At 33.8% G+C, this 20,030-nt stretch carries 11 protein-coding genes and 1 pseudogene; 1 reads left to right on the top strand and 11 read right to left on the bottom strand.

The genetic code is table 11. The features are described from left to right. Positions 1 to 128: 128 nt before the first annotated feature. The 4 genes and pseudogenes from RMO83_RS15070 to RMO83_RS15085 form a co-directional block, all read right to left on the bottom strand. Positions 129 to 287, bottom strand: a pseudogene (locus tag RMO83_RS15070) (transaldolase family protein); the annotation flags it as partial. 174 nt (positions 288 to 461) lie between these two features. Continuing rightward, positions 462 to 1,787, bottom strand: coding sequence for a xylose isomerase (gene xylA / locus RMO83_RS15075; protein WP_310560524.1), 1,326 nt, complete (start codon positions 1,785 to 1,787; stop codon positions 462 to 464). Between the two features lie 7 nt (positions 1,788 to 1,794). Next, complete coding sequence (locus RMO83_RS15080) at positions 1,795 to 3,279, bottom strand: FGGY family carbohydrate kinase (RefSeq protein ID WP_310560525.1); 1,485 nt, start codon at positions 3,277 to 3,279, stop codon at positions 1,795 to 1,797. Between the two features lie 139 nt (positions 3,280 to 3,418). Continuing rightward, complete coding sequence (locus tag RMO83_RS15085; RefSeq protein ID WP_310560526.1) at positions 3,419 to 4,963, bottom strand: sugar porter family MFS transporter; 1,545 nt, start codon at positions 4,961 to 4,963, stop codon at positions 3,419 to 3,421. A gap of 837 nt (positions 4,964 to 5,800) precedes the next feature. Here RMO83_RS15085 and RMO83_RS15090 point away from each other — a divergent pair. Beyond that, on the top strand, positions 5,801 to 6,826 hold the full coding sequence (locus tag RMO83_RS15090) for a LacI family DNA-binding transcriptional regulator (RefSeq protein WP_310560527.1): 1,026 nt from the start codon (positions 5,801 to 5,803) through the stop codon (positions 6,824 to 6,826). A gap of 81 nt (positions 6,827 to 6,907) precedes the next feature. Here the strand turns inward: RMO83_RS15090 and RMO83_RS15095 are convergent, their stop codons facing one another. The 7 genes from RMO83_RS15095 to RMO83_RS15125 form a co-directional block, all read right to left on the bottom strand. Beyond that, positions 6,908 to 9,790, bottom strand: a complete 2,883-nt coding sequence (locus RMO83_RS15095) for a family 43 glycosylhydrolase (protein ID WP_310560528.1) — start codon at positions 9,788 to 9,790, stop codon at positions 6,908 to 6,910. Between the two features lie 21 nt (positions 9,791 to 9,811). After that, on the bottom strand, positions 9,812 to 11,404 hold the full coding sequence (locus RMO83_RS15100; protein ID WP_310560529.1) for a glycoside hydrolase family 43 protein: 1,593 nt from the start codon (positions 11,402 to 11,404) through the stop codon (positions 9,812 to 9,814). Positions 11,405 to 11,451: 47 nt separating this feature from the next. Continuing rightward, positions 11,452 to 12,579 (bottom strand): glycosyl hydrolase, encoded by a 1,128-nt coding sequence (locus RMO83_RS15105; protein WP_310560530.1) that lies wholly within the window; start codon positions 12,577 to 12,579, stop codon positions 11,452 to 11,454. Positions 12,580 to 12,708: 129 nt separating this feature from the next. After that, positions 12,709 to 13,677, bottom strand: a complete 969-nt coding sequence (locus RMO83_RS15110; RefSeq protein WP_310560531.1) for a glycoside hydrolase family 16 protein — start codon at positions 13,675 to 13,677, stop codon at positions 12,709 to 12,711. 79 nt (positions 13,678 to 13,756) lie between these two features. Then, complete coding sequence (locus RMO83_RS15115; protein ID WP_310560532.1) at positions 13,757 to 15,232, bottom strand: hypothetical protein; 1,476 nt, start codon at positions 15,230 to 15,232, stop codon at positions 13,757 to 13,759. Between the two features lie 115 nt (positions 15,233 to 15,347). Further along, a complete protein-coding gene (locus RMO83_RS15120) occupies positions 15,348 to 16,871 on the bottom strand; it encodes a RagB/SusD family nutrient uptake outer membrane protein (protein ID WP_310560533.1) in 1,524 nt (507 codons plus the stop codon). Between the two features lie 12 nt (positions 16,872 to 16,883). Beyond that, a complete protein-coding gene (locus RMO83_RS15125) occupies positions 16,884 to 19,898 on the bottom strand; it encodes a SusC/RagA family TonB-linked outer membrane protein (RefSeq protein WP_310560534.1) in 3,015 nt (1,004 codons plus the stop codon). Positions 19,899 to 20,030: the final 132 nt, after the last annotated feature.

Genomic DNA, 20,030 nt, shown 5'->3' on the forward strand with positions numbered 1-20,030 from the left:
GATAAAGCTGAAATAGAACAATTATCTTTTTTTTGACACCTTGTTTTTAAAAATGACAGAGTATAAAAAATAAACAACTGAATAACAATAAGATAAAAAATAGAAATAGCCGTTTTTATTTTTTATCGGACATTAATGATTGCTAAATAATGTTTCAAAATATTGTCTGCTCCCGTTATTCCTTCTTTTGCCATCAGGGACGGATTTGTTGTTACCCCATCTAAAACCCCCAATGCCTGTGCTTCTGCAATTTCAGCTAAATTAGCCGTATCTATAAAAAATTTCATATTTTAATTTTAGTTGCTTTTGTCTAAAAAAGCTAGTTATCATTATTTAAAATTAGCATAAAAACCAATTACGGTTTCAGTGTAAAATTTGACTAATAAAAATTGGTATAGGGAAGCTATAAACAGCTACGCTAAATGCTTACGATACCTATTTTTAAGTTATTTCAAACTCTATTAAATATATTGGTTGATGATATTTTCGAACAATTCTTGTTTGCCACTTTGCAAAGTCAATTCGCCATTTTCTTTGGCGATTTCGTACAAAGCTGTGAAATCTAATTTTCCTTCTTCGAATTCTTTTCCTTTTCCAGCATCGAATGAGCTATATCTGTCTGTTCTTAATTTGTTATAAGCCGATGAAGTGATAATTTTATCAGCAGTCAACAAAGCTCTTGCAAAAGTATCCGCTCCGCCAATGTGCGCGTGGAAAACATCTTCCATATCGGTAGAATTTCTTCTGATTTTGGCATCAAAATTAACGCCTCCCCCTTGAAGACCTCCAGCTTTTAGGAATACCAACATCGCTTCGGTTGTTTCTTGAATGTTATTTGGAAATTGATCTGTATCCCATCCGTTTTGGTAATCACCTCTATTGGCATCTAAACTTCCTAACATTCCAGCTTGAGCCGCCACATCGATTTCGTGTTGAAAAGTGTGTTGTGCCAAGGTTGCGTGGTTGACTTCGATATTCATTTTGAAATCTTTTTCCAATCCTTGAGCGCGTAAGAATCCAATTGCCGTTGCACAATCAAAATCATATTGATGTTTCATTGGTTCCATCGGTTTTGGCTCAATAAAGAAATTTCCCTTAAATCCTTGCGCACGAGCATAATCACGAGCCATTCTTAAAAACTGTCCCATATGATCTAATTCTCTTCCCATATCGGTATTTAATAAAGACATATAACCTTCACGTCCGCCCCAAAACACATAATTTTCTCCGCCTAAAGCAATGGTTGCATCCAAAGCTAATTTTACTTGTCCACCTGCTCTTGCCAGAACGTTAAAATCAGGATTAGTAGCAGCACCATTCATAAAACGAGGGTTCGAGAAAGCATTAGCAGTTCCCCAAAGCAATTTCACGCCAGAAGCTGCTTGTTTTTCTTTCAAATAATCGGTGATCGTCAAGATTCTTTTTTCTGATTCTCCAAAGCTTGCTCCTTCTCTAATTAAATCGAAGTCGTGGAAACAGTAATAATCGAATCCCATTTTGGTAATGAATTCAAAAGCGGCATCGGCTTTATCTTTCGCTGCTTGAACGGCATCTGAGGATTGATCCCAATCAAAACTTTGTGTTCCTGGTCCAAATGGGTCTGATCCTTGTCCGCAGAAGGTATGCCAGTAAGCAATGGCAAATTTAAAATGCTCCCGCATCGTTTTTCCAGCCACAACTTGGTCTGGATTGTAATATTTGAATGCTAGTGGATTGTCTGATGTTGCTCCTTCAAATTTAATTTCGCCAATACCTTTAAAGTATTCTTTATTGCCTAAAGTTGCCATTTTTTAATTATTTATTGATTATTAATTCTAATTCGTTTTTCCAAAGTTGATACGCTTCTAAATAAGGTTGTTTGTCTTTAAAAGGCATATAAGTCATCACGTGATCATTGTCGGTAATGTATTTTCCGAAGGTTTCAAAGTCGCCTTCGTGAAGTCCTGATGCTCTTGCTGCGCCAATGGCTCCGGTGGTATTGTAGATCTCTATTTCGTGACCAATAAGTGTTGCTACGGTATTCGAAAAAATCTCTGAACGGAATAAATTATCGTTTCCTGCTCGCATAACATTTACTTCGATACCGTCGGATTTCATAATTTCCATTCCGTAGACAAAGGAAAAAGCAATTCCTTCTAATGCTGCGCGACAAATGTGAGCTTTGCAGTGGTTGTTCAAATTGATGTTGACCAATCGGGTGCCAATGTCTTTGTTGTTGAGCATTCGTTCGGCTCCGTTTCCAAAAGGAATCATACAAACCCCATCAGAACCAACTGGAATATCAGAAGCGAGAGTATTCATTTCTTCATAAGAGTCAACAGAAAGATTATTAAGCAACCAACGGTATTGAATTCCGGCGCCATTAATGCACAATAACTTACCAATTCTTGGTTCATTGCCTTTTTTGTAATTAACGTGCGCAAAATTATTGACTCTCGAACTTTCTTTTACGGACAAACTATTGGTCATTGCATACACAACGCCCGATGTTCCGCCTGTTGCAGCCACTTCTCCGGGATTAAAAACATTCAACGAAATTGCATTGTTGGGTTGATCGCCTGCTCTGTATAAAATAGGAGTTCCTTCTTCCAAACCGCTTTCTGAAGCTCCTTTTTTGTCTACTTTAGATTGAACACAAAAAGTCTCTACAATGTCTGGAACAAGATCAGTCGAAATTCCGTAATGTTCGAACAAGAAATTTGCAAAACTATCATTCTTGAAATCCCACATAATCCCTTCTGACAATCCTGAAATAGTGGTATTGATCACATTTGATAATTTATAGGCAATGTAATCACCCGGCAACATCAATTTATGAATTTGACTGTAAATTTCTGGTTCATTTTCTTTGACCCATTTCAATTTTGATGCGGTAAAATTTCCAGGAGAGTTCAGTAAGTGTTCATTGCATTTTTCTGTGCCAATAGTTGCGAAAGCCTCGTTTCCGATTTCTACTGCTCGGCTATCGCACCAAATTATTGATTTTCGTAATGGCAAACCTTGCTTATCGACCAACACTAATCCGTGCATTTGATACGAAATGCCTATTCCTTTTATTTGTGTTCTAGAAATGTTATATTTCTTTTTCAATTTGGTCACAGCGTTGCAACAATGTTGCCACCATTCCTCTGGTTTTTGTTCTGCCCAACCGTTTTTTAGGGCAAGCATTTCCATTTCGGTTTCTGGCTCTTGGACTACGCCAATGCTTTTTCCAGTGGCTATTTCTACGATGGCTGCCTTTACAGACGAACTGCCGATGTCAAATCCTATGTAAAACATATTATTTGTTATTTAATTCAAATATTTAGAGAGATAAATTAACATTTAGAAATAATAAGTAATAAATACAGCTCAAAAAAAGTCTTTCAAAACAATAGATATAAAATGTAACTTTAGATCTTTTGTAAATCAAAAGCCTTTAACTACTAGCCAAATCATGCTCTATTTGTTCCAATGATTTTCCTTTGGTTTCCGGTAAATATTTTAGTAACGCAAAGAATCCTAAAGCCGCAATTGCACCAAAAATAAAGAAACTCATCGCGTTTCCTAAATTAGATAACTCCCAAGGAAAAACTTGCTGTACAATCCAACTTACCAAACCGTTTACAAAACCAATTACCCCTATAGCCAATCCACGATACTTATTAGGATATAATTCTGATAGCATTACCCACATTACTGGACCTAGCGAAAAAGCAAAACAGGCAATAAATCCCATAATACCAATAAGTACTAAACTAGCATTCATAGTTGTTGCTGATTCTAATATTGCCCCTTCATTTTTGGCGTATATTTTTAATCCTAAAAGTGATTTCATATCTTTTTTAAACTCCACATCATTCTCATAAATTCTATTCGTTACTAAAGTAAGTTTAGAAGTGTCTTTGATATTCAATTCAGTGATTTTTTGAGCCGTCAATTGGTAAGTGGCATTTTTAAAACCATATGCACATAGTAATAAACTAATGGCAATTCCTGCAACACCTATCAAAAGTAAAGGTCTTCTGCCAATTTTATCAATTAAGAAAATAGCGACTATGGTAAATACAACCGTTATAAAACTTAATAATACACCCGAAGAAAAGGAAGCGTCATCGCCAATTCCTGTTTGTTTAAAAATTGAAGTGGCGTAAAAATAGATGGCATTAATTCCAGTTATTTGTTGTAAAACACCTATTAATAATCCAATACCTAAAACAAATTTCAAACTGGGTTTGAATAATTCTTTTAGATTAAGATTCTCTTTTTCTCCTGATTTTCCAGATTCAATACTGTCTCGAATAGATTTAGTTTCATCCGAACCTACAGAAGCCCCATACAGATCAATTAATATTTTAATAGCTTCGTCATTTCGATTTTTAGTAAATAACCATCGAGGACTTTCTGGAATAAAAAATATCAAAATATAATAAACAATAGCCGGAAAAACTGCAACTCCTAACATCCATCGCCATACATTGGCATCGGTTAGAAAAGAACTTACTCCAGTAGTGTAGGCTTTATTGAAATAATAATTACTCAAAAAAGCAGCAAAAAAACCAAGTACAATATTAAGTTGTTGTATTGAAACTAATTTTCCTCTACTTTCTGACAATGAAATCTCCGCAATATAAGTTGGTGCGACAACTAATGCAGCACCAAATGCTAGACCACAGGTCATTCGAGCAACATATAGCATTTCATAAGACACCGCATAAGCCGATAAAATTGCCGATGACGTGTATAAAAAAGCAGCATAAATCATCACTTTTTTTCTTCCGATACGGTCACTTAATTTTCCAGAAATTAACATCGCGAACATTGCTGCAAAAGAGGGTGAACTAACAACCCAACCGGTTTGAAAATCATTCAAATTAAACTCTGGAGTGGCGTAAGACATTACGCCAGAAATTATTCCAGCATCAAATCCAAAAAGGAATCCACCCAAAGAAACTACAAAAGCGATAAATACTGATTTTTTCATATAATTTTGTTCATTTTAATATATTAACATCAATTATTTTTTAATCTAAATATATAAGTTAAATATGTAAAATTTTAAATTAAAAAATTTTTAAACATCTTATTTCTTATTGTATGGGAAATTCAATTTTGTAATTTTGATGTTTCCAAATTAATTTACTTTTTTATAATCCGCAAAAAAAATTTTGCTAAACCAATATCTGTCACAAGGATGCTTTAGTAATCCTTTGATTTATGATAATGGTTCCTTCATAATGTCACTTCCAACTAGCACAATCAATAATATTGCATAGTGTGACTAATAGAACCTGCCAGCATTTCTGTTTTGAAACCAATCTTTACGGAATTACTATAAAATTGCTAAACAATTAATTATATTTTCAAAAGTATTTAAAGTGATTTATTATTTTAAAAATAGTTATAAGATTACCTTTAAATAGATTTCAACGTAGGAATTTAGATAGGATGTCTCTTATTGCAAATTCAAATCAATGTATTGATTATCAATATTTTATTATTATTTTATTAACATATAGTAATCAATTATTTTTACTTAATGCTTAAAGTAAAATTATAATTATTTTATAGCTGAAATTTACTAAATACATTAAATTAGTGTGTCATAAATAAATAATCTTTAAAAAAAATAGGTTATATTACAACTATTGCATTATAAATTTAAATATTAAATCCCAAAACTTTCTTTTATGTTACAATTTCAGTATTTTTTCTAAAAGAATTGAGACTCTACTTTTTAATTATTTGTAACAACTAAATTGTAATTTCAAAAAATTAAACTTGTATCTTTAGAGCTAAGAATATATTTCACTTTTATAGTATGCAAAGAATAACTTTAAAATTTATTGCTCAACATTTCAATGTCTCAATTGCTACAATATCTATGGCATTAAAAGACAGTTATGAAATTAGCGATGCGATGCGAACGAAAATTCAAAATTTTGCAAAAGAACATAATTATAGGCCTAATCCTTTTGCGCTTAATTTGAAAAACAAAAGAACTAAAACTATTGGAATTATTCTCCCAACGATTTTAAATCATTTTTTTGTAAAAGTTTTTAGTGGAATAGAAGCTGTGGCAAATGAAAAAGGGTATAATATAATTACTGTTATCTCAAAAGGAAATTTGCAAAAAGAAATAGATACAGTTAATATGTTTAAAGATGGATTCATTGATGGGATTTTAATCTCCATATCTGAAGAAACTCAATCTAAAGAATATTTTAAACATTTACAGGATTTTATTAAGGAAGCTGGTCCAATTGTTATGTTTGATAGAGTAGCCGACCTTGTCCAATGTGACAAAATTATAGTTGATGATTTTAATTGTGCCTATAACGCTACGGAACATTTAATAAAAACAGGTTGTAAAAATATTGCAATAGTATCAGTGCTTGACAATCTAGGTATTGTAAACCTCAGAATTAATGGATATAAAAAAGCGCTATTCGATTATAATATAACACCAAATGAAAAATTGATTTCACTCATAAAAAAAGACTATGATTTTGAAACTGAAATTAAAACACTACTTGATTACCAAAATATAGATGCTATTATCGGACTTGAAGAATATTCAACCATAGAATCTATGATAATTGCAGAATCTAGAGGTTATAAAATACCAGATGACATTGCGTTTATTGGTTTTACTAATGGAAATTTATACAAATATGTAAAACCATCAGTTACCTGCATTAATCAACATGAAGCCTATATTGGTAAGATAGCTGTAGAAAAGCTAATCAATAGAATTGAAGAACAGACAGTCAATAATCTTCATTTTGAAACAAAAGTTATAAAAGCAAGTCTTGTACATAGAAACTCTACTAAAAGTATTGAATAGCATCCCTTGTTTTTAAATAGTACTTGCTTTGCTTTTTCGATAATTCTAAAATTTAAAAGCAGAAAAAAATGAATTACATTTTTATTTGCCATAAGGATAAATGGGCTGTATCTTACCTAGATCATCATAGTGGAGTTTACACATCTTAACATTCCTTTGATGAGTTATTCCGCCAGATAAGTGACTGTCGTGATAAAACAAATACCACTCGCTATCAAATTCTACTATGGAATGGTGAGTAGTCCATCCAATTACTGGCTGAAGGATAATTCCTTGATAAACGAAAGGTCCATAGGGATTGTCTCCAATGGCGTAAACAATATAATGAGTATCCCCTGTGGAATAGGAAAGGTAATATTTGCCTTTATAGAGATGCATCCATGCAGCTTCAAAAAATCGTTTGTCCTTATCGACCGCAAGTATTGGAGTGCCATCTTCATTCAAAACCAATATATCCCTAGGTTTTTCGTCAAATTCAATCATATTAGATTTCATTTTTGCTATTTTTGGTGCAATAGCAGGTTTCAGATTTTCGGGAAGTAATTGACTGGTATTTTTTATTTTATTCTGTAAAAAGCCGCCTCCAATTCCACCAAAGTACATGTAGTGTGTGCCGTCTTTATCTCTAAATACGGCAGGATCTATGCTAAAGCTGTTTGGAATTGATGAGGGAAGAGGGACAAACGGACCTTCAGGTCGGGTTCCAATAGCAACCCCAATTTCAAATTCTCCGTGAGCTGCTTTGGCCGGAAAATAGAAGTAAAACTGATTGTTGGCTTGAGCTGCATCTGGAGCCCACAATTGCCTTTTGGCCCAAGGAATATCTTCTAGTTTTAAGGCAACCTCGAGGTCTGTTACTTTAGTTAGAGAATCATTTATGGAAATTACCTTGTAATCAATCATGTCAAATTTGTCAACCGGGTCTGTATATAGTGACTCTTCACTTTTGTCGTGAGAGCAATAAATATATATTTTATTGTTGAATACATGAGCAGAAGGATCGGCGGAGTATCTATTAGAAACTAATGCCGTTTGTTCTTGGATTGGCTTTTCTAATTTAATAGAAACTAATTGGGTATCTTCTATGACTGGTTTTTCAGTAAGTACTATTGTTGTTTCTTTTGATAGCTTGTTAAAGGGACCAGGAATTGTGTTTTGACTTTCTTTTAAATCATTAAAAAAATCATACGACACCTCTTTAAGTAACGGCACAGGTTTTATATCAAAATCTGAAATCCATTTAAACATACATGTAGAACTAGTAAAATAGGCTTGGGCATATTTAAAAGTGCTATTTGCATCTAAACCATTCCTATTTATTGCATCTTTAAAGTTGTTTGGTTCTTTTGTAGAAACATATAAATTATAATCTGCCTTGTTAGAATTTGAACTAAAACGCACAGGTAATCCATCTATAAAAATATTGTTATAAACCAGATTTTCTTCGGCAGTAAGTTTTCTACCATTTTGGCTGCGATCGGTTTGGACGATAGCATGCACTACATTCCCAGTAATATTAGCGACTAAATTGTGATAGACCATTAAGTAATCGGTATCATTGGCATAAATACCATTGCCGTCTATATTCCAAATAAAATTATTATCTACTAAATTTGGATAATGCGAAGCCTCAATAAAAATACCGCCTTGAATATTCTGCACATCATAAATGCTGTTTTGTGTAACTCTTGAATACCTAATATCCCAATCTAACCAAATGCCATTTCCTCCTTGAATGTTGTGTATATGATTGCTATTGACTAACGTTTTATGAGCAACCAATATTTTAATTCCAGAACACTCCCAATAATTTTCTGCATCTTGCCAGCCAATATTATAGATATGATTGCCTGTTATAAGTCCATTAGTTACTACAAAACTTCTTATGCCTGCCGTTCCACAATCGTGAATTGTATTGTTTCTAACAATCATAAACCCTTGATTGTCTTCCTCTTTTCTATGGATATTTTCAGGACTTGGATCTTCTGGTTCATAAGCTAAATACCCAAACTCTAAGCCCGATGAATTAATTTGCCTAATGGTATTGTTTTCTATAATCCAATGATGACCTCCTAATGTGGTTATAGCTGCCGTACTTGTTCTTAAAAAACCATTGGCACAATGCTCAAAGGTTAAGCCACTAACTTGTATGTAATTTAACCCAACTTTTTGAGGCTTAAACAAGTATCTTTTAGTTGCTATTTCAATTAATGATTTGTTAGGGTCGCCACTATCAAAAGAATGGATATGAACCGTTTTTTTATCAACATCTGTCCAAAATGAACCTGGAACTCTCACAACATCAGCATAATGCTCCATTTGCTTTAATCGCTGTCCGTTTTGAAAAATTAAACCTCTAGATGAAATATATGGCGGAATATTTTTTACCAATTTAGCCCAAGGCATTAGTGAATGTTCTTCAGGAAGGATATTAGGTAATTGAAATGGAAAATAATTTACATCAAAAAAAGTATCAGGAATCGTAGTTACCCAAGTACGTCTAGACCAAGTATAAGTAAGTGTAGCGTCAGGAAGTTCATCAGTAAGCACTTTTCGTTGTTCCCATTTTTGATTTAATATTTTGGAGCCTTTTATAATAACTTTTTCTCCAGGAGCCGCTTCGTAAGAAATCATTTTATCATTTGAAGTTCCGCTGTTTTTTGGTAAAATAGTTTCTCTGTAAACTCCTGAATAAATTAAAACTCGCTCACCTTCTTTTACTAATTGTGCGGCCTTGTTAATAGTTTTTAGAGGGAAATTAACATTGCCTATATTCGAATCTGATGCGTTGGGATGCTTTTGATTAACTATATATGTTTTTGTATATCTTGTTTTGTTTTCCCATGTTTTATAATTATTCCAATCAAAACTATTGCCTGTATTCTGAGAATAACTGTAAAATGCATAAAATAAAATAAAAATTAAAATAGTTTTTGTTCTAAATTTCATTATAATTTCATTCATTATTAAAAAATTAATTAGTTATTATCTGTCTTCAAAACCGCTATATTCAAACCAATCAAAATCTGCATACTTTTTATTACTTCTTAAATCTTGACAACATACCCCAACAAAACAACCGGTGAATGCTGGTCGATACCTTGAACTCCCTTCTCTTACATAGTCGTCCGATAGAATACTCATGTCCAAAACAGAGCCTATATTAGTAAAGGAATCATCATCATTAAATCGAAAGCTAAATTGTAATTTTTCATAATCTATACTTGCTTTGAGTTGCACCGATTTATACTTAGAAATATTTACTTTTTCATTATCTTCCATTTTCAAAAAATTATTGGAAGAAATGATACAAAGCATTTTGTCCTCACCACTTTTTGTAACATGCAAATAATGGTAATGCCCTGTATTATAATACAAAACTAAACCCGCCATTTGTTGAAAACAATCAGGCTCAAATTCAATCACGGTCGAAACTTCTGCTTTGAAATGGGTAAGACGTCTAGCAAGTAAAGATTGTTCATGAGTTGAGGTTAAAGATTCTTTTCCTATTAATCTTAAATAACCTTTTCTTTTTTTTAATGACATCCAATTGTCAGTCATTGGAATTCGCAAAGAATGAAAGTCTATTGAAATTTTTTCTGAATCAAAATCATCTCGCGGGGAACGTTTTTGTAGTTTGAATTCTGGAAGATTAGGTTTTGGAATTTTTACTCGTGGCAAACTACTTCCGCTATTCAGATAAGGCCAATCATCTCTCCATATTATTTCTTCTATTGCTGTTTCTCGTCCTAATGTGCACCTGCCTAGATTTGTTAATGGTCTTCCTACCAAAAAAACAATATACCAATCGCCATTACTAGTTTCTATCATTGATGCGTGTCCAGACTTTTGCAAAGAATGATTCGGATTGTTTTTGCTTGTTAGGATTGGATTATTTGGGTGTTCTTCATAAGGTCCTTGAATATTTTTTGACCGTAAAACTGAGGCTGAATGACCGTATTCTGTCCCTCCTTCTGCCAATAATAAATAATAATACGCATTGCGTTTATACAAATGAGGCCCCTCAGTCAAACCTAATTTCGTTCCTTTTGTTAAAAAAAATCTTTCGTCAACCAGTGCTAACGTATTAGCATTGACTTCATTTAGTTCGATACCTCCAAAAAACTTCCCATTTCTATGATCTACAATCATATTTACAAACCAAAGTTTTCCTTGATCGTGAAAAAATGAGCCGTCAAAACCACTCGAACAAAGGTATATTGGTTCACTCCAAGCTCCATATATATCTTTTGTAGTAACTACAAAGTTGGGAGTGTCTTTCCAAATCCCATCAAAGGATTTAACATTGGTGTAAACTAAATAAAATGTTCCATTAGCAAAGGATAAGCAAGGCGCCCATACCCCGCAAGAATCAGGAACCCCTTTCAAGTTTAATTGAGATACACGATTTAAAGGATGAGCTATTACTTCCCAATTTTTTAAATCTATGGAGTGATGAATTTGTACCCCAGGAAACCATTCAAAAGTTGATGTTGCTATGTAATAATCGTCACCTATTCTACAAATAGATGGGTCTGGATTAAACCCTGTAAGTATTGGATTTTCAATGTAATTCATTGAATTGTGTTGTAATAAGGTTATTTTTCTAGGTGTGGTTTTTAAAATCATTTATTCTTATACAAATCATTATATAATCTAGGTGATGATTTGATGAATTTAGGATTTGAAGTTTTTTCTATCCATCTTTTACTTACTTCATCACTTAAATATAGTCGGGCGTCAATTCCTTTAAAGGTTGGATTGTCAATCCACATAGGGTGTGAATCCCAATGGCAATTGATATAACTTATCGCTTTTACAACATCTTTATTTTTTTCAATCGCATCAAAAAAAGGAATAAACCATTCATTCCACGCTTGCTCTGCTTGGATTGGATTACTTAATTTTGTTTCTAAAGTAGTACCACTATTTGGGTTGGCTTTTGGGTCTGTAATTGTAGGTGTTGCCTCTGCAATAAAAACTGGTTTTCCTTTTTTTCTAGCAAATGCAAACGTTTCAATTTTGTGATGATAATTAAAAAAAGACACTCCTAACCAATCTACATAATCATCCCCAGGATACCATTCCTCTAGTTGTCTCTCTGAAAACATAAAACCAGTATCTTGCCAAACATAAGCTGTATTAGTGACACCACGTGCTCTTAATATATCGACAATTCTTTTGTAAGCAGCAATAGTACTTTTTTGATCATAATGATTCCATGGCTCACCATCATATTCATAAGCTATTCTCAAAAAAACAGGTCTTTTTCCTAATGATAATAAAAAATCAGCTAATTTATTTATATAGGAATCGTGAGTTCCGTCGGATATTTTTTCTTCATGATTTACAAATGATAGACCAATAGCCAAAGCCATATTTGAAAAATTAGTACTAGCTATTTGTAAGCTGGCATTGTAATCATTGTCGCCCCAATCGGCTGTAGTCCAAATGCCGTCTAATCCTTTGTTAATGAAACCAAAGGAAGTATCTCCAGGATTGATACTAGTGTAAGTTGTCCAACCTGCGGGTCTTTGAAAATGATCTAAATAACCATCATTAAATTCTTTGACACCTCCAACCGCTTCTAATTCTTGACCAACAAATAACAAAACCTTTCCATCACTAGGTTCAAACTTTTGAAGTTTTTTTGGCTGTACCGCATTGACGGAAGTGGAAGCAATTGTATTCTTTTTCACATCACAGGCGAATAATACAATTAACATATATAAATAAGCAATATATCTTTTCATTTCTAGCTGTTTATTTAATTTTTAAAGATGATATGGAATCACTTACTTTTATAATTTATATCCAATAAAACTACTTGTTAATAATGAACCCATAAAATTATAGTTTAATTTGCAAAAATTTGATTAACTTTATTTCTTTTGGTATACTCTCACGTAATCAATAATTAGAGAGTCTGGGAAATCTTTAGCTAAAGGTTTCACTTTTGGCAAATTCCCACCAACAGATAAAGCAATAACAAAATAAAATTCATCATTGAAGGGATAAGGCTGACCATTGGCTGAAGTTGTTGTGGGTGTCATGGTATGGTATACAATATCATTGATGAGCCAAGTAATTTTGTTCTCCTCCCAAACAATTGAATATACATAATATACTTTGTTGAAAGATTGATTATTCAGAGCACTAAAGTGTACTGAATTGTATCTATGATTAGTTGGCCAATCTTTCCCATAATGACCAGTTCCCATTACATCATTACGATTTTCGCCAAGATATTCCATGATGTCAATTTCGCCACCACTAGGCCAATAGGCTCCTGGATTGTTTATAGTATAATTTTTATTCAGCATAAATAAAGCAGTCCAAGTACCCGGTGCAGTTGGCATGCTAGCTCTTATATCTACTCGACCGTATTTAAATTCAAACTTATTATCTGTATGAATTCTACTTGATGAATAATTTTTACCGCCAATATTGTCATTTTTTGCTGTGATAATTAAATTTCCTTCTTTTTGATAAATATTCGAGTTGTTATCTGAAAAATACTGTTCTTCATTATTTCCCCAACCACATAAACTAGGGCATCCTGTGCCGATATGAAATCCCCATTTAGATGTGCTTAAATTAGCTCCTTCAAATTCATCAGACCACGCAAGATTATAGCCTGCATAATTTGTTGCAGCATTATAACCTTGTGTGGGAATAGTAATTTCTTTACAATCTCCGCAAGTACCACCACAATCAATAGCGGTTTCATTACCATTTAAAATGCCATCTGTGCAGGTTGCTACTGGTTTGAATGGCACATCGCCTTTATCTTGTGTACAAGCAAAAAGGAAGATTAAAAAAGTAAAACATATAATACTGGAAACTTTCATAGTACTTAAGAATTTGTTGATTAAAAAGGTGCTTTTACGAATAAAAGCACCTTACAACTAACCAAAACAAAATAAAAATTTATTTGAACGGAACGAAGTCTTTTACATAGAATATTCCCGATTTGGTATGACCACCGCCGCCAAATCTCAAACTAACATTGGTATAGGTTTTTTGAGCTGGCAATAATACTCCGGAACCCGAAGCTGCCGCAGTTGTACCATCAAAAGTGAGAGTTACCCATTTTCCGAAATCAGCTGCATCAATAGTTATAGGAATCTCTGTCCATCTTTCATAGAAATTACCATTTATATAATCATGTAGTATTAGGACAACTTGTGGGACTAAACCTCCTGTAAATTCTTGACCAGCAGGAATAAACACATTCATTTTCCATTTATGATAAACTGAAAAATCAATAGGAGCAGTAAATGTTTGGAATTTATAATCTTCATATCCTCCAAAACGACCGTCGCTAGGTCTTATAACCTTAGCCACCAAATCGGTTGCGGGACCCGAAGGATTTGCAGCCCCATAAGTAATATCAACACCTTGATTATAGGTGCTTCCGTCAGCATTCTTAGAAAACGGTTTCAAGTTTGAACCAGCATCAACCGCCTCGAATGTAAAATAATAGGGCAAGCCCAATTTTGACAAAGCATCTGCTCGTGGTGTTGTTGAAGTATTAAAATTTTGAGTTGTAGGCACTAAATCTTTTACATAAAATATTCCAGATTTTGTATGACCACCGCCACCAAAACGCAAGCTAATATTTGTGTAGGAGGTTTGTGCAGGCAACAAAACACCAGAACCAGCAGCTGCTGCAATTGTACCATCAAATTTAAGCGTTACCCATTTTCCGAAATCAGCTTTATCAATGGTTACAGGAATCTCTGTCCATCTTTCATAAAAATTACCGTTTTTATAATCGTGTAGTATTAAGACAACCTGAGGTAGTAATGCTCCAGAAAAATCTTGACCAGTAGGAATAAATACATCCATAGTCCATTTGTGATACACTGAAAAATCAATAGGAGAAGTAAATGTTTGGAATTTGAAATCTTCATAGCCTCCAAATCGACCATCGCTTGGTCTTACAATTTTAGTAACAGCGTTACCACTTCCTAAAGGGTCTTTCTCACCGTAAAAAGCATCTACACCTTGACCATAAGCACTCCCATCGGGATTTTTGAACATTGGAACCAATCCTTTGCCAGATTGTACTTGTCCAGATTCAAATGTATAATAATATGGTAAAGCAGAACTTTTTAAGGCATCTGCTCTTGGTGTTGCATCTGGGCACTTAGGACAATTAGCTCCTCCGCAGTCTATACCAATTTCATCGCCATTTTTTATACCATCAGAACAAGTTGGGCAGTTAACACCACTGCTACCTCCACAGTCTATGCCAGTTTCATCAAGGTTCAGTATGCCATCTGAATGGGTGGCTAATATGTCATAACCAAATTTTTCTGCTTCACAAGAAGCTATGCTAGATAGCAACACACCTATAAAAAGTGAAAAGATAATATACTTTTTGTTTAATAATTGTTTCATTTTATTGTTTTTTAAGTTTTAAGATGTTTTCACGATTAATCAAACTTCCATTCATTGAATGGGTTGGAAAATCTTCAAAAATTAATGATTTTAAATTAACTATTTTACAAATTAATTAATTGGTAGGATAATTTGGATTTTGAGTCAAAAGATTGTTTGAAAGCCTAATTTCAGCAGCTGGAATTGGCAATAATTTATCTCTATTAATGTTGAAATCTGTCTTACCAACAGCAGTCATCGCAGCCTGAATATCGCCCCAACGAACTAAATCTGTAAATCTATCCCAACCTTCGGTTGCGAGTTCTCTTCTTCGCTCTGCTTTTACGCCAGCTAAATTATATGCAGGAGCAGCAGGGTTTGATGTGCCATAAGCTCTATCTACAACTTGTTTGAATGCAGCAGCTCCATTTCCTCCACCACCCAACAAAGAAGCCTCAGCATACATTAACAAGACATCAGCATACCTTACTATTTTTTCGTTTTTTGGAGAATTATTAACAGCCAACAATTTATCGACTTCCTCATAGGTCAAAAAGAATTTTTTGCACATAGCATTTGATCCTACATTGAAACCGAAATTTGCTGGTGCTGGATTCCAACCCAAATTTGCTAATCCAGGTGAATTCAAATTATCGCCAGGTCTTATGAATGTTGCCTTTTTTCTCTGGTCACTATTATCATAAATAGCTATTAATGATTGTCTAGGAATCATATTACCATAGGAAGTATATTTCCCACCTGCCCACATAAACATATATTGCCATGATAAAGACCCCTCGTTTGGAATACCATCAACATAGTTAATTTCAAATATGGATTCCTTTCCAAATTCATTAGTCAATTCAAAATTATCAGCAAATACTGGTTCGAGTTGGTAACCATGAGTCATTATTTTTTGACAAGTAGCGACAGTTGCAGCATATTTTCCTTGATATAACTGAGCTTTTGCTAGAATACCTAATGCAGCACCAGAAGTAGCTCTCCACATATCTTGGGATTCCCCTTTTTTTGGCAATACAGCCGCAGCTTCTGATAAATCTTTTTCAATTTGTGCATATACTGTAGCTATTGGACTTCTTGGCAGATACAATGGGTCGTTAGTAGTTCTGATTGCATTTAAAAATAATGGCACATCTCCAAATTGTTTTACCAATTCAAAGTAATAAAAACCTCGTAAAAATTTTGCTTCTGCGATTATTCTTTCCTTTAATCCGTTGGTTTTATATCCATCAAATTCTTGGGCAATTTCCATAGCAAAATTGGCTCTTCCAATTCCGGTGTACCATTTTTGCCATAACTCTGCAACCGCTTGGTTTGTTGGCGTGATTGTAGCGAATTGATCCCATACAGCCCCATTACCCCAAAAATTAGCTTGTTGAGAGTGAAGATCATCTGCTCTTACATCTTGAAACATTTGAGGGAAAGTTTCTGCGTTTTTAATAAATCTCCATTGTAATGGATCGTAAGCGGCATTAACGGCTTGAACTACCCTGTCTTCGGTACTAATTGTTTCGGCTGTTATTTCTGTAACTGGTACTTTATTTAAAATTTCATCACTGCAAGAAACGGTAGACAATATCACCAAAAGAGTGAAAATTACTCTATTCAAATTCATTTTACTAAATTGTATTTTTTTCATTTTTTGTATTTTTTAAAAGTTAAATTGAAACCCTAATAAATAAGATCTAGATTGAGGGTAAAATCCAGTATCAATTCCTGAAGATAAAATACTTCCACCCACTTCAGGATCAACTCCTTGATATTTGGTCAATGTGAATAAATTTTGTCCTGAAATGTAAAACCTAATTTTGTCTGCATTAAGTTTACTTACAAAATTTTTAGGCAATGAGTAACCGATAACTACATTTTTTAACTTTATGAAAGAAGCATCTTTTACGTGAAAATCAGACACTAAATTCTCTCCATTACTATCCCCTGGGGCAGCTACCACTAAATTTCTAGGAGCACCATCCTGCAAATAGGATGCGGGTCTATTAGAACCGATAGCGGTATAAGCGATGGTGGCATCAAAAACATCATTTCCAGATGCACCAAAGAAAAATGCTGAAAAATCAAATCCAGAAAAACTTGCCCCTAAATTTAGACCAGCGTTAAAATCAGGTAAAGGCTTTCCTATAAAGGTTTTATCGCCAGGATTTGGATTTCTTCTGTCATTACCACTTCCATCTAAATCTTTGAATAACAAATTTTTATTGGCATCCATACCCTCTACTTGATAACCATAAAAACTACCAATTGGTTTACCAATAGCGGTCAAAGTAATGGGGTCGGAGAATAATGCCCCCGTAAATCCTCCCTCAAGTGGCTGACCATTATTTCCTAAACCAGTAACTTTATTTTCATTATATCCCAAATTGAATGAAGCATTCCAGGAGAATTTTTCACTAACTTTTTTATAAGAAATGGCAAACTCTAGTCCCGAATTATCAACACCACCCACATTTACTAATGAAGGATTTAAACCGCTAGAGGCAGGAGTATTTGCCAATAACAGAACATCCGTTGTCATTTTTTTGTAATAATCAACTGAAATGTCAAGATTATTAAAAGCAGTTAAATCAAGTCCAACATTAAACTGTGCCAATTCTTCCCATTTTAAATCTGGATTTGCCAATCCTGTTAAAGTTAACCCAGGAACACCAGCATAATTTACATTGGAATTTATGGTGGATAAATAAGCATAACCTTGAGTTGCATCTGTTCCTGAAATACCCCAACTAGAACGCAATTTCAAAACATTGATGAATTTAGATTCCTTTAAAAAATTCTCATTTGATAAAACCCAGCCAAGTGAAAATGAAGGAAAATAACCTGATTTGAAATTTGAACCAAAAGTGGACGATCTATCATTTCTAATGCTGGCAGTTGCAAGGTATTTTTCTTTGAAATTATACTTCAGTCTAGAGATATAAGATACTAAGCCACGTTCCGTAATTTTACTAGGAGTAAAAACAGCTTTCAAAGGGTTCGATGCTAAAGCAAAATTAGCATCATCAAAATTATAAGTTAAAAAATCATCAACATTGGTAATATTTCCACCATAATTATACTTCCCTTCTACTACTTCATAACCAAGAAGAACATCTAAATTATGACCTTTGGGGGCTAGTTTAGAAAAGGTATAGGTAGCAGTTGAGGTAACTTGGTTGTTAACAAAACCTGATGGTGATTCAGTATAAGAACCTACTAAGAAGAAATTTTGAGTAGGATATATTGCTCCAAGACTAGGAGTGAATGCTCTGTATAAACCATTATTTTTATAATAATTATAGGAAACACGCACATTCAAATCCGAAATAGGCTTCCAATCTGCAGCAATCCCATAGTTGATAACATCGTTAATGGATTCATTCCCTTGAAACCCATTTAGCGCCCACAAAGGATTTGTCATTGCCCCCATTACATTTAAAGGAACACCATTGAAAGAAGGTTTTGGATTTTGACGTCCAGGATTGAAAACTTCGCCATTCTCTGCATAAGTAGGGTAAATTGATGGTAAAGAATTTAGATCACCAACTCCTCCAACCATCTGATAGTTTACCATTTTAGCAACACTAGCAGTTGCACTAATTTGAAGATTATCCCTAACATCAACATTAAATGAAGCACTAAGATTTTTTCTGTTGTAATTGGATTTTCCATCTCTACTAAAAATACCATCTTGATCGAACATTCCGCCAGACAAAGAAAAAGTAAATTTTTCACCACCGCCAGACAATGACACATCAGAACTAGAAATAGTTGCTGGTTTAGAAACTGCATTATACCAATCAGTATTGGCCAAAGAATTTCTTTCAGCCTCTGAGAATGCACCTCTATTTCCATTTAAACTTCCGCCAGCTTCCGCAACACCTTGATTGTAATAATTGATGTATTCCGAAGCATTCATCAAGTTGGGTTTAAATCCCATATATTGAACGCCAGAATAACCATTAATAGCAATTAAAGTTTTACTGTTTTTGCGACCCATTTTAGTTTTAACTAAAATTACCCCATTACTACCTCTTGAACCATAAACGGCTGTTGAAGCTGCATCTTTAAGCACTACCAATTCCTTAATATCGCTAGGATTCAAATGCTGAAGATTGGGTACAGGAAAACCATCAACAATATACAGAGGATCTGAATTTTGAGCCGAACCCACCCCTCTAATTCGAATGGTAGATTCAGCACCTGGAGCACCTGAATTTTGTTGCACCACAACACCAGCTGCGGCCCCTTGAAGAAGATTTTCTACTCTTGATACAGGTAAACTCTCAATATGTTTAGAACTAACTGATGAAATGGCTGAAGATAAGGTTCGCTTACTTTGAGATTGTCCGTAACCGATTATCACTACATCTTGAAGGGTTTCAATAGATTCTTCTAGAATCGGATTGATTTTGGATTGATTTCCTACTAGAATCTCTTTTTGTTTAAAACCAATGTAACTAAATACTAATATTGAATTTGAATCAATTCCATTAATACTATAATTCCCGTCAAAATCAGTTTGTGTAGATTTATTGGTTCCTTTAACCACAACACTCGCTCCTACTATGGGCCCCGTATTTGTGGTAACAGTTCCAGAAACATTCTGGGAAAACATATTAGAAGTTATAAAAATAAAAACTCCCAATAAAATTTTTGGTAATGCGTTTTTCATAATTAGTGGTTTTTTGTTTTAGGTTGATAAAAAATAGTTAGAAATTTTATGGATTGTATAATTTTCTCTAACAAACTTATCAAATTCGTAATTATACTTAAAACAAAATAGTCGGTACCCATACGCGAACAC

This window comes from Flavobacterium sp., assembly GCF_031423415.1.
Lineage (GTDB): Bacteria > Bacteroidota > Bacteroidia > Flavobacteriales > Flavobacteriaceae > Flavobacterium.

Excerpts from the sequence above, each read along its gene's own strand:
- xylA (WP_310560524.1), bottom strand. The coding sequence starts at position 1,787 with ATGGCAACTTTAGGCAATAAAGAATACTTTAAAGGTATTGGCGAAATT.
- RMO83_RS15080 (WP_310560525.1), bottom strand. The coding sequence starts at position 3,279 with ATGTTTTACATAGGATTTGACATCGGCAGTTCGTCTGTAAAGGCAGCC.
- RMO83_RS15085 (WP_310560526.1), bottom strand. The coding sequence starts at position 4,963 with ATGAAAAAATCAGTATTTATCGCTTTTGTAGTTTCTTTGGGTGGATTC.
- RMO83_RS15090 (WP_310560527.1), top strand. The coding sequence starts at position 5,801 with ATGCAAAGAATAACTTTAAAATTTATTGCTCAACATTTCAATGTCTCA.
- RMO83_RS15095 (WP_310560528.1), bottom strand. The coding sequence starts at position 9,790 with ATGAATGAAATTATAATGAAATTTAGAACAAAAACTATTTTAATTTTT.
- RMO83_RS15100 (WP_310560529.1), bottom strand. The coding sequence starts at position 11,404 with ATGAATTACATTGAAAATCCAATACTTACAGGGTTTAATCCAGACCCA.
- RMO83_RS15105 (WP_310560530.1), bottom strand. The coding sequence starts at position 12,579 with ATGAAAAGATATATTGCTTATTTATATATGTTAATTGTATTATTCGCC.
- RMO83_RS15110 (WP_310560531.1), bottom strand. The coding sequence starts at position 13,677 with ATGAAAGTTTCCAGTATTATATGTTTTACTTTTTTAATCTTCCTTTTT.
- RMO83_RS15115 (WP_310560532.1), bottom strand. The coding sequence starts at position 15,232 with ATGAAACAATTATTAAACAAAAAGTATATTATCTTTTCACTTTTTATA.
- RMO83_RS15120 (WP_310560533.1), bottom strand. The coding sequence starts at position 16,871 with ATGAAAAAAATACAATTTAGTAAAATGAATTTGAATAGAGTAATTTTC.
- RMO83_RS15125 (WP_310560534.1), bottom strand. The coding sequence starts at position 19,898 with ATGAAAAACGCATTACCAAAAATTTTATTGGGAGTTTTTATTTTTATA.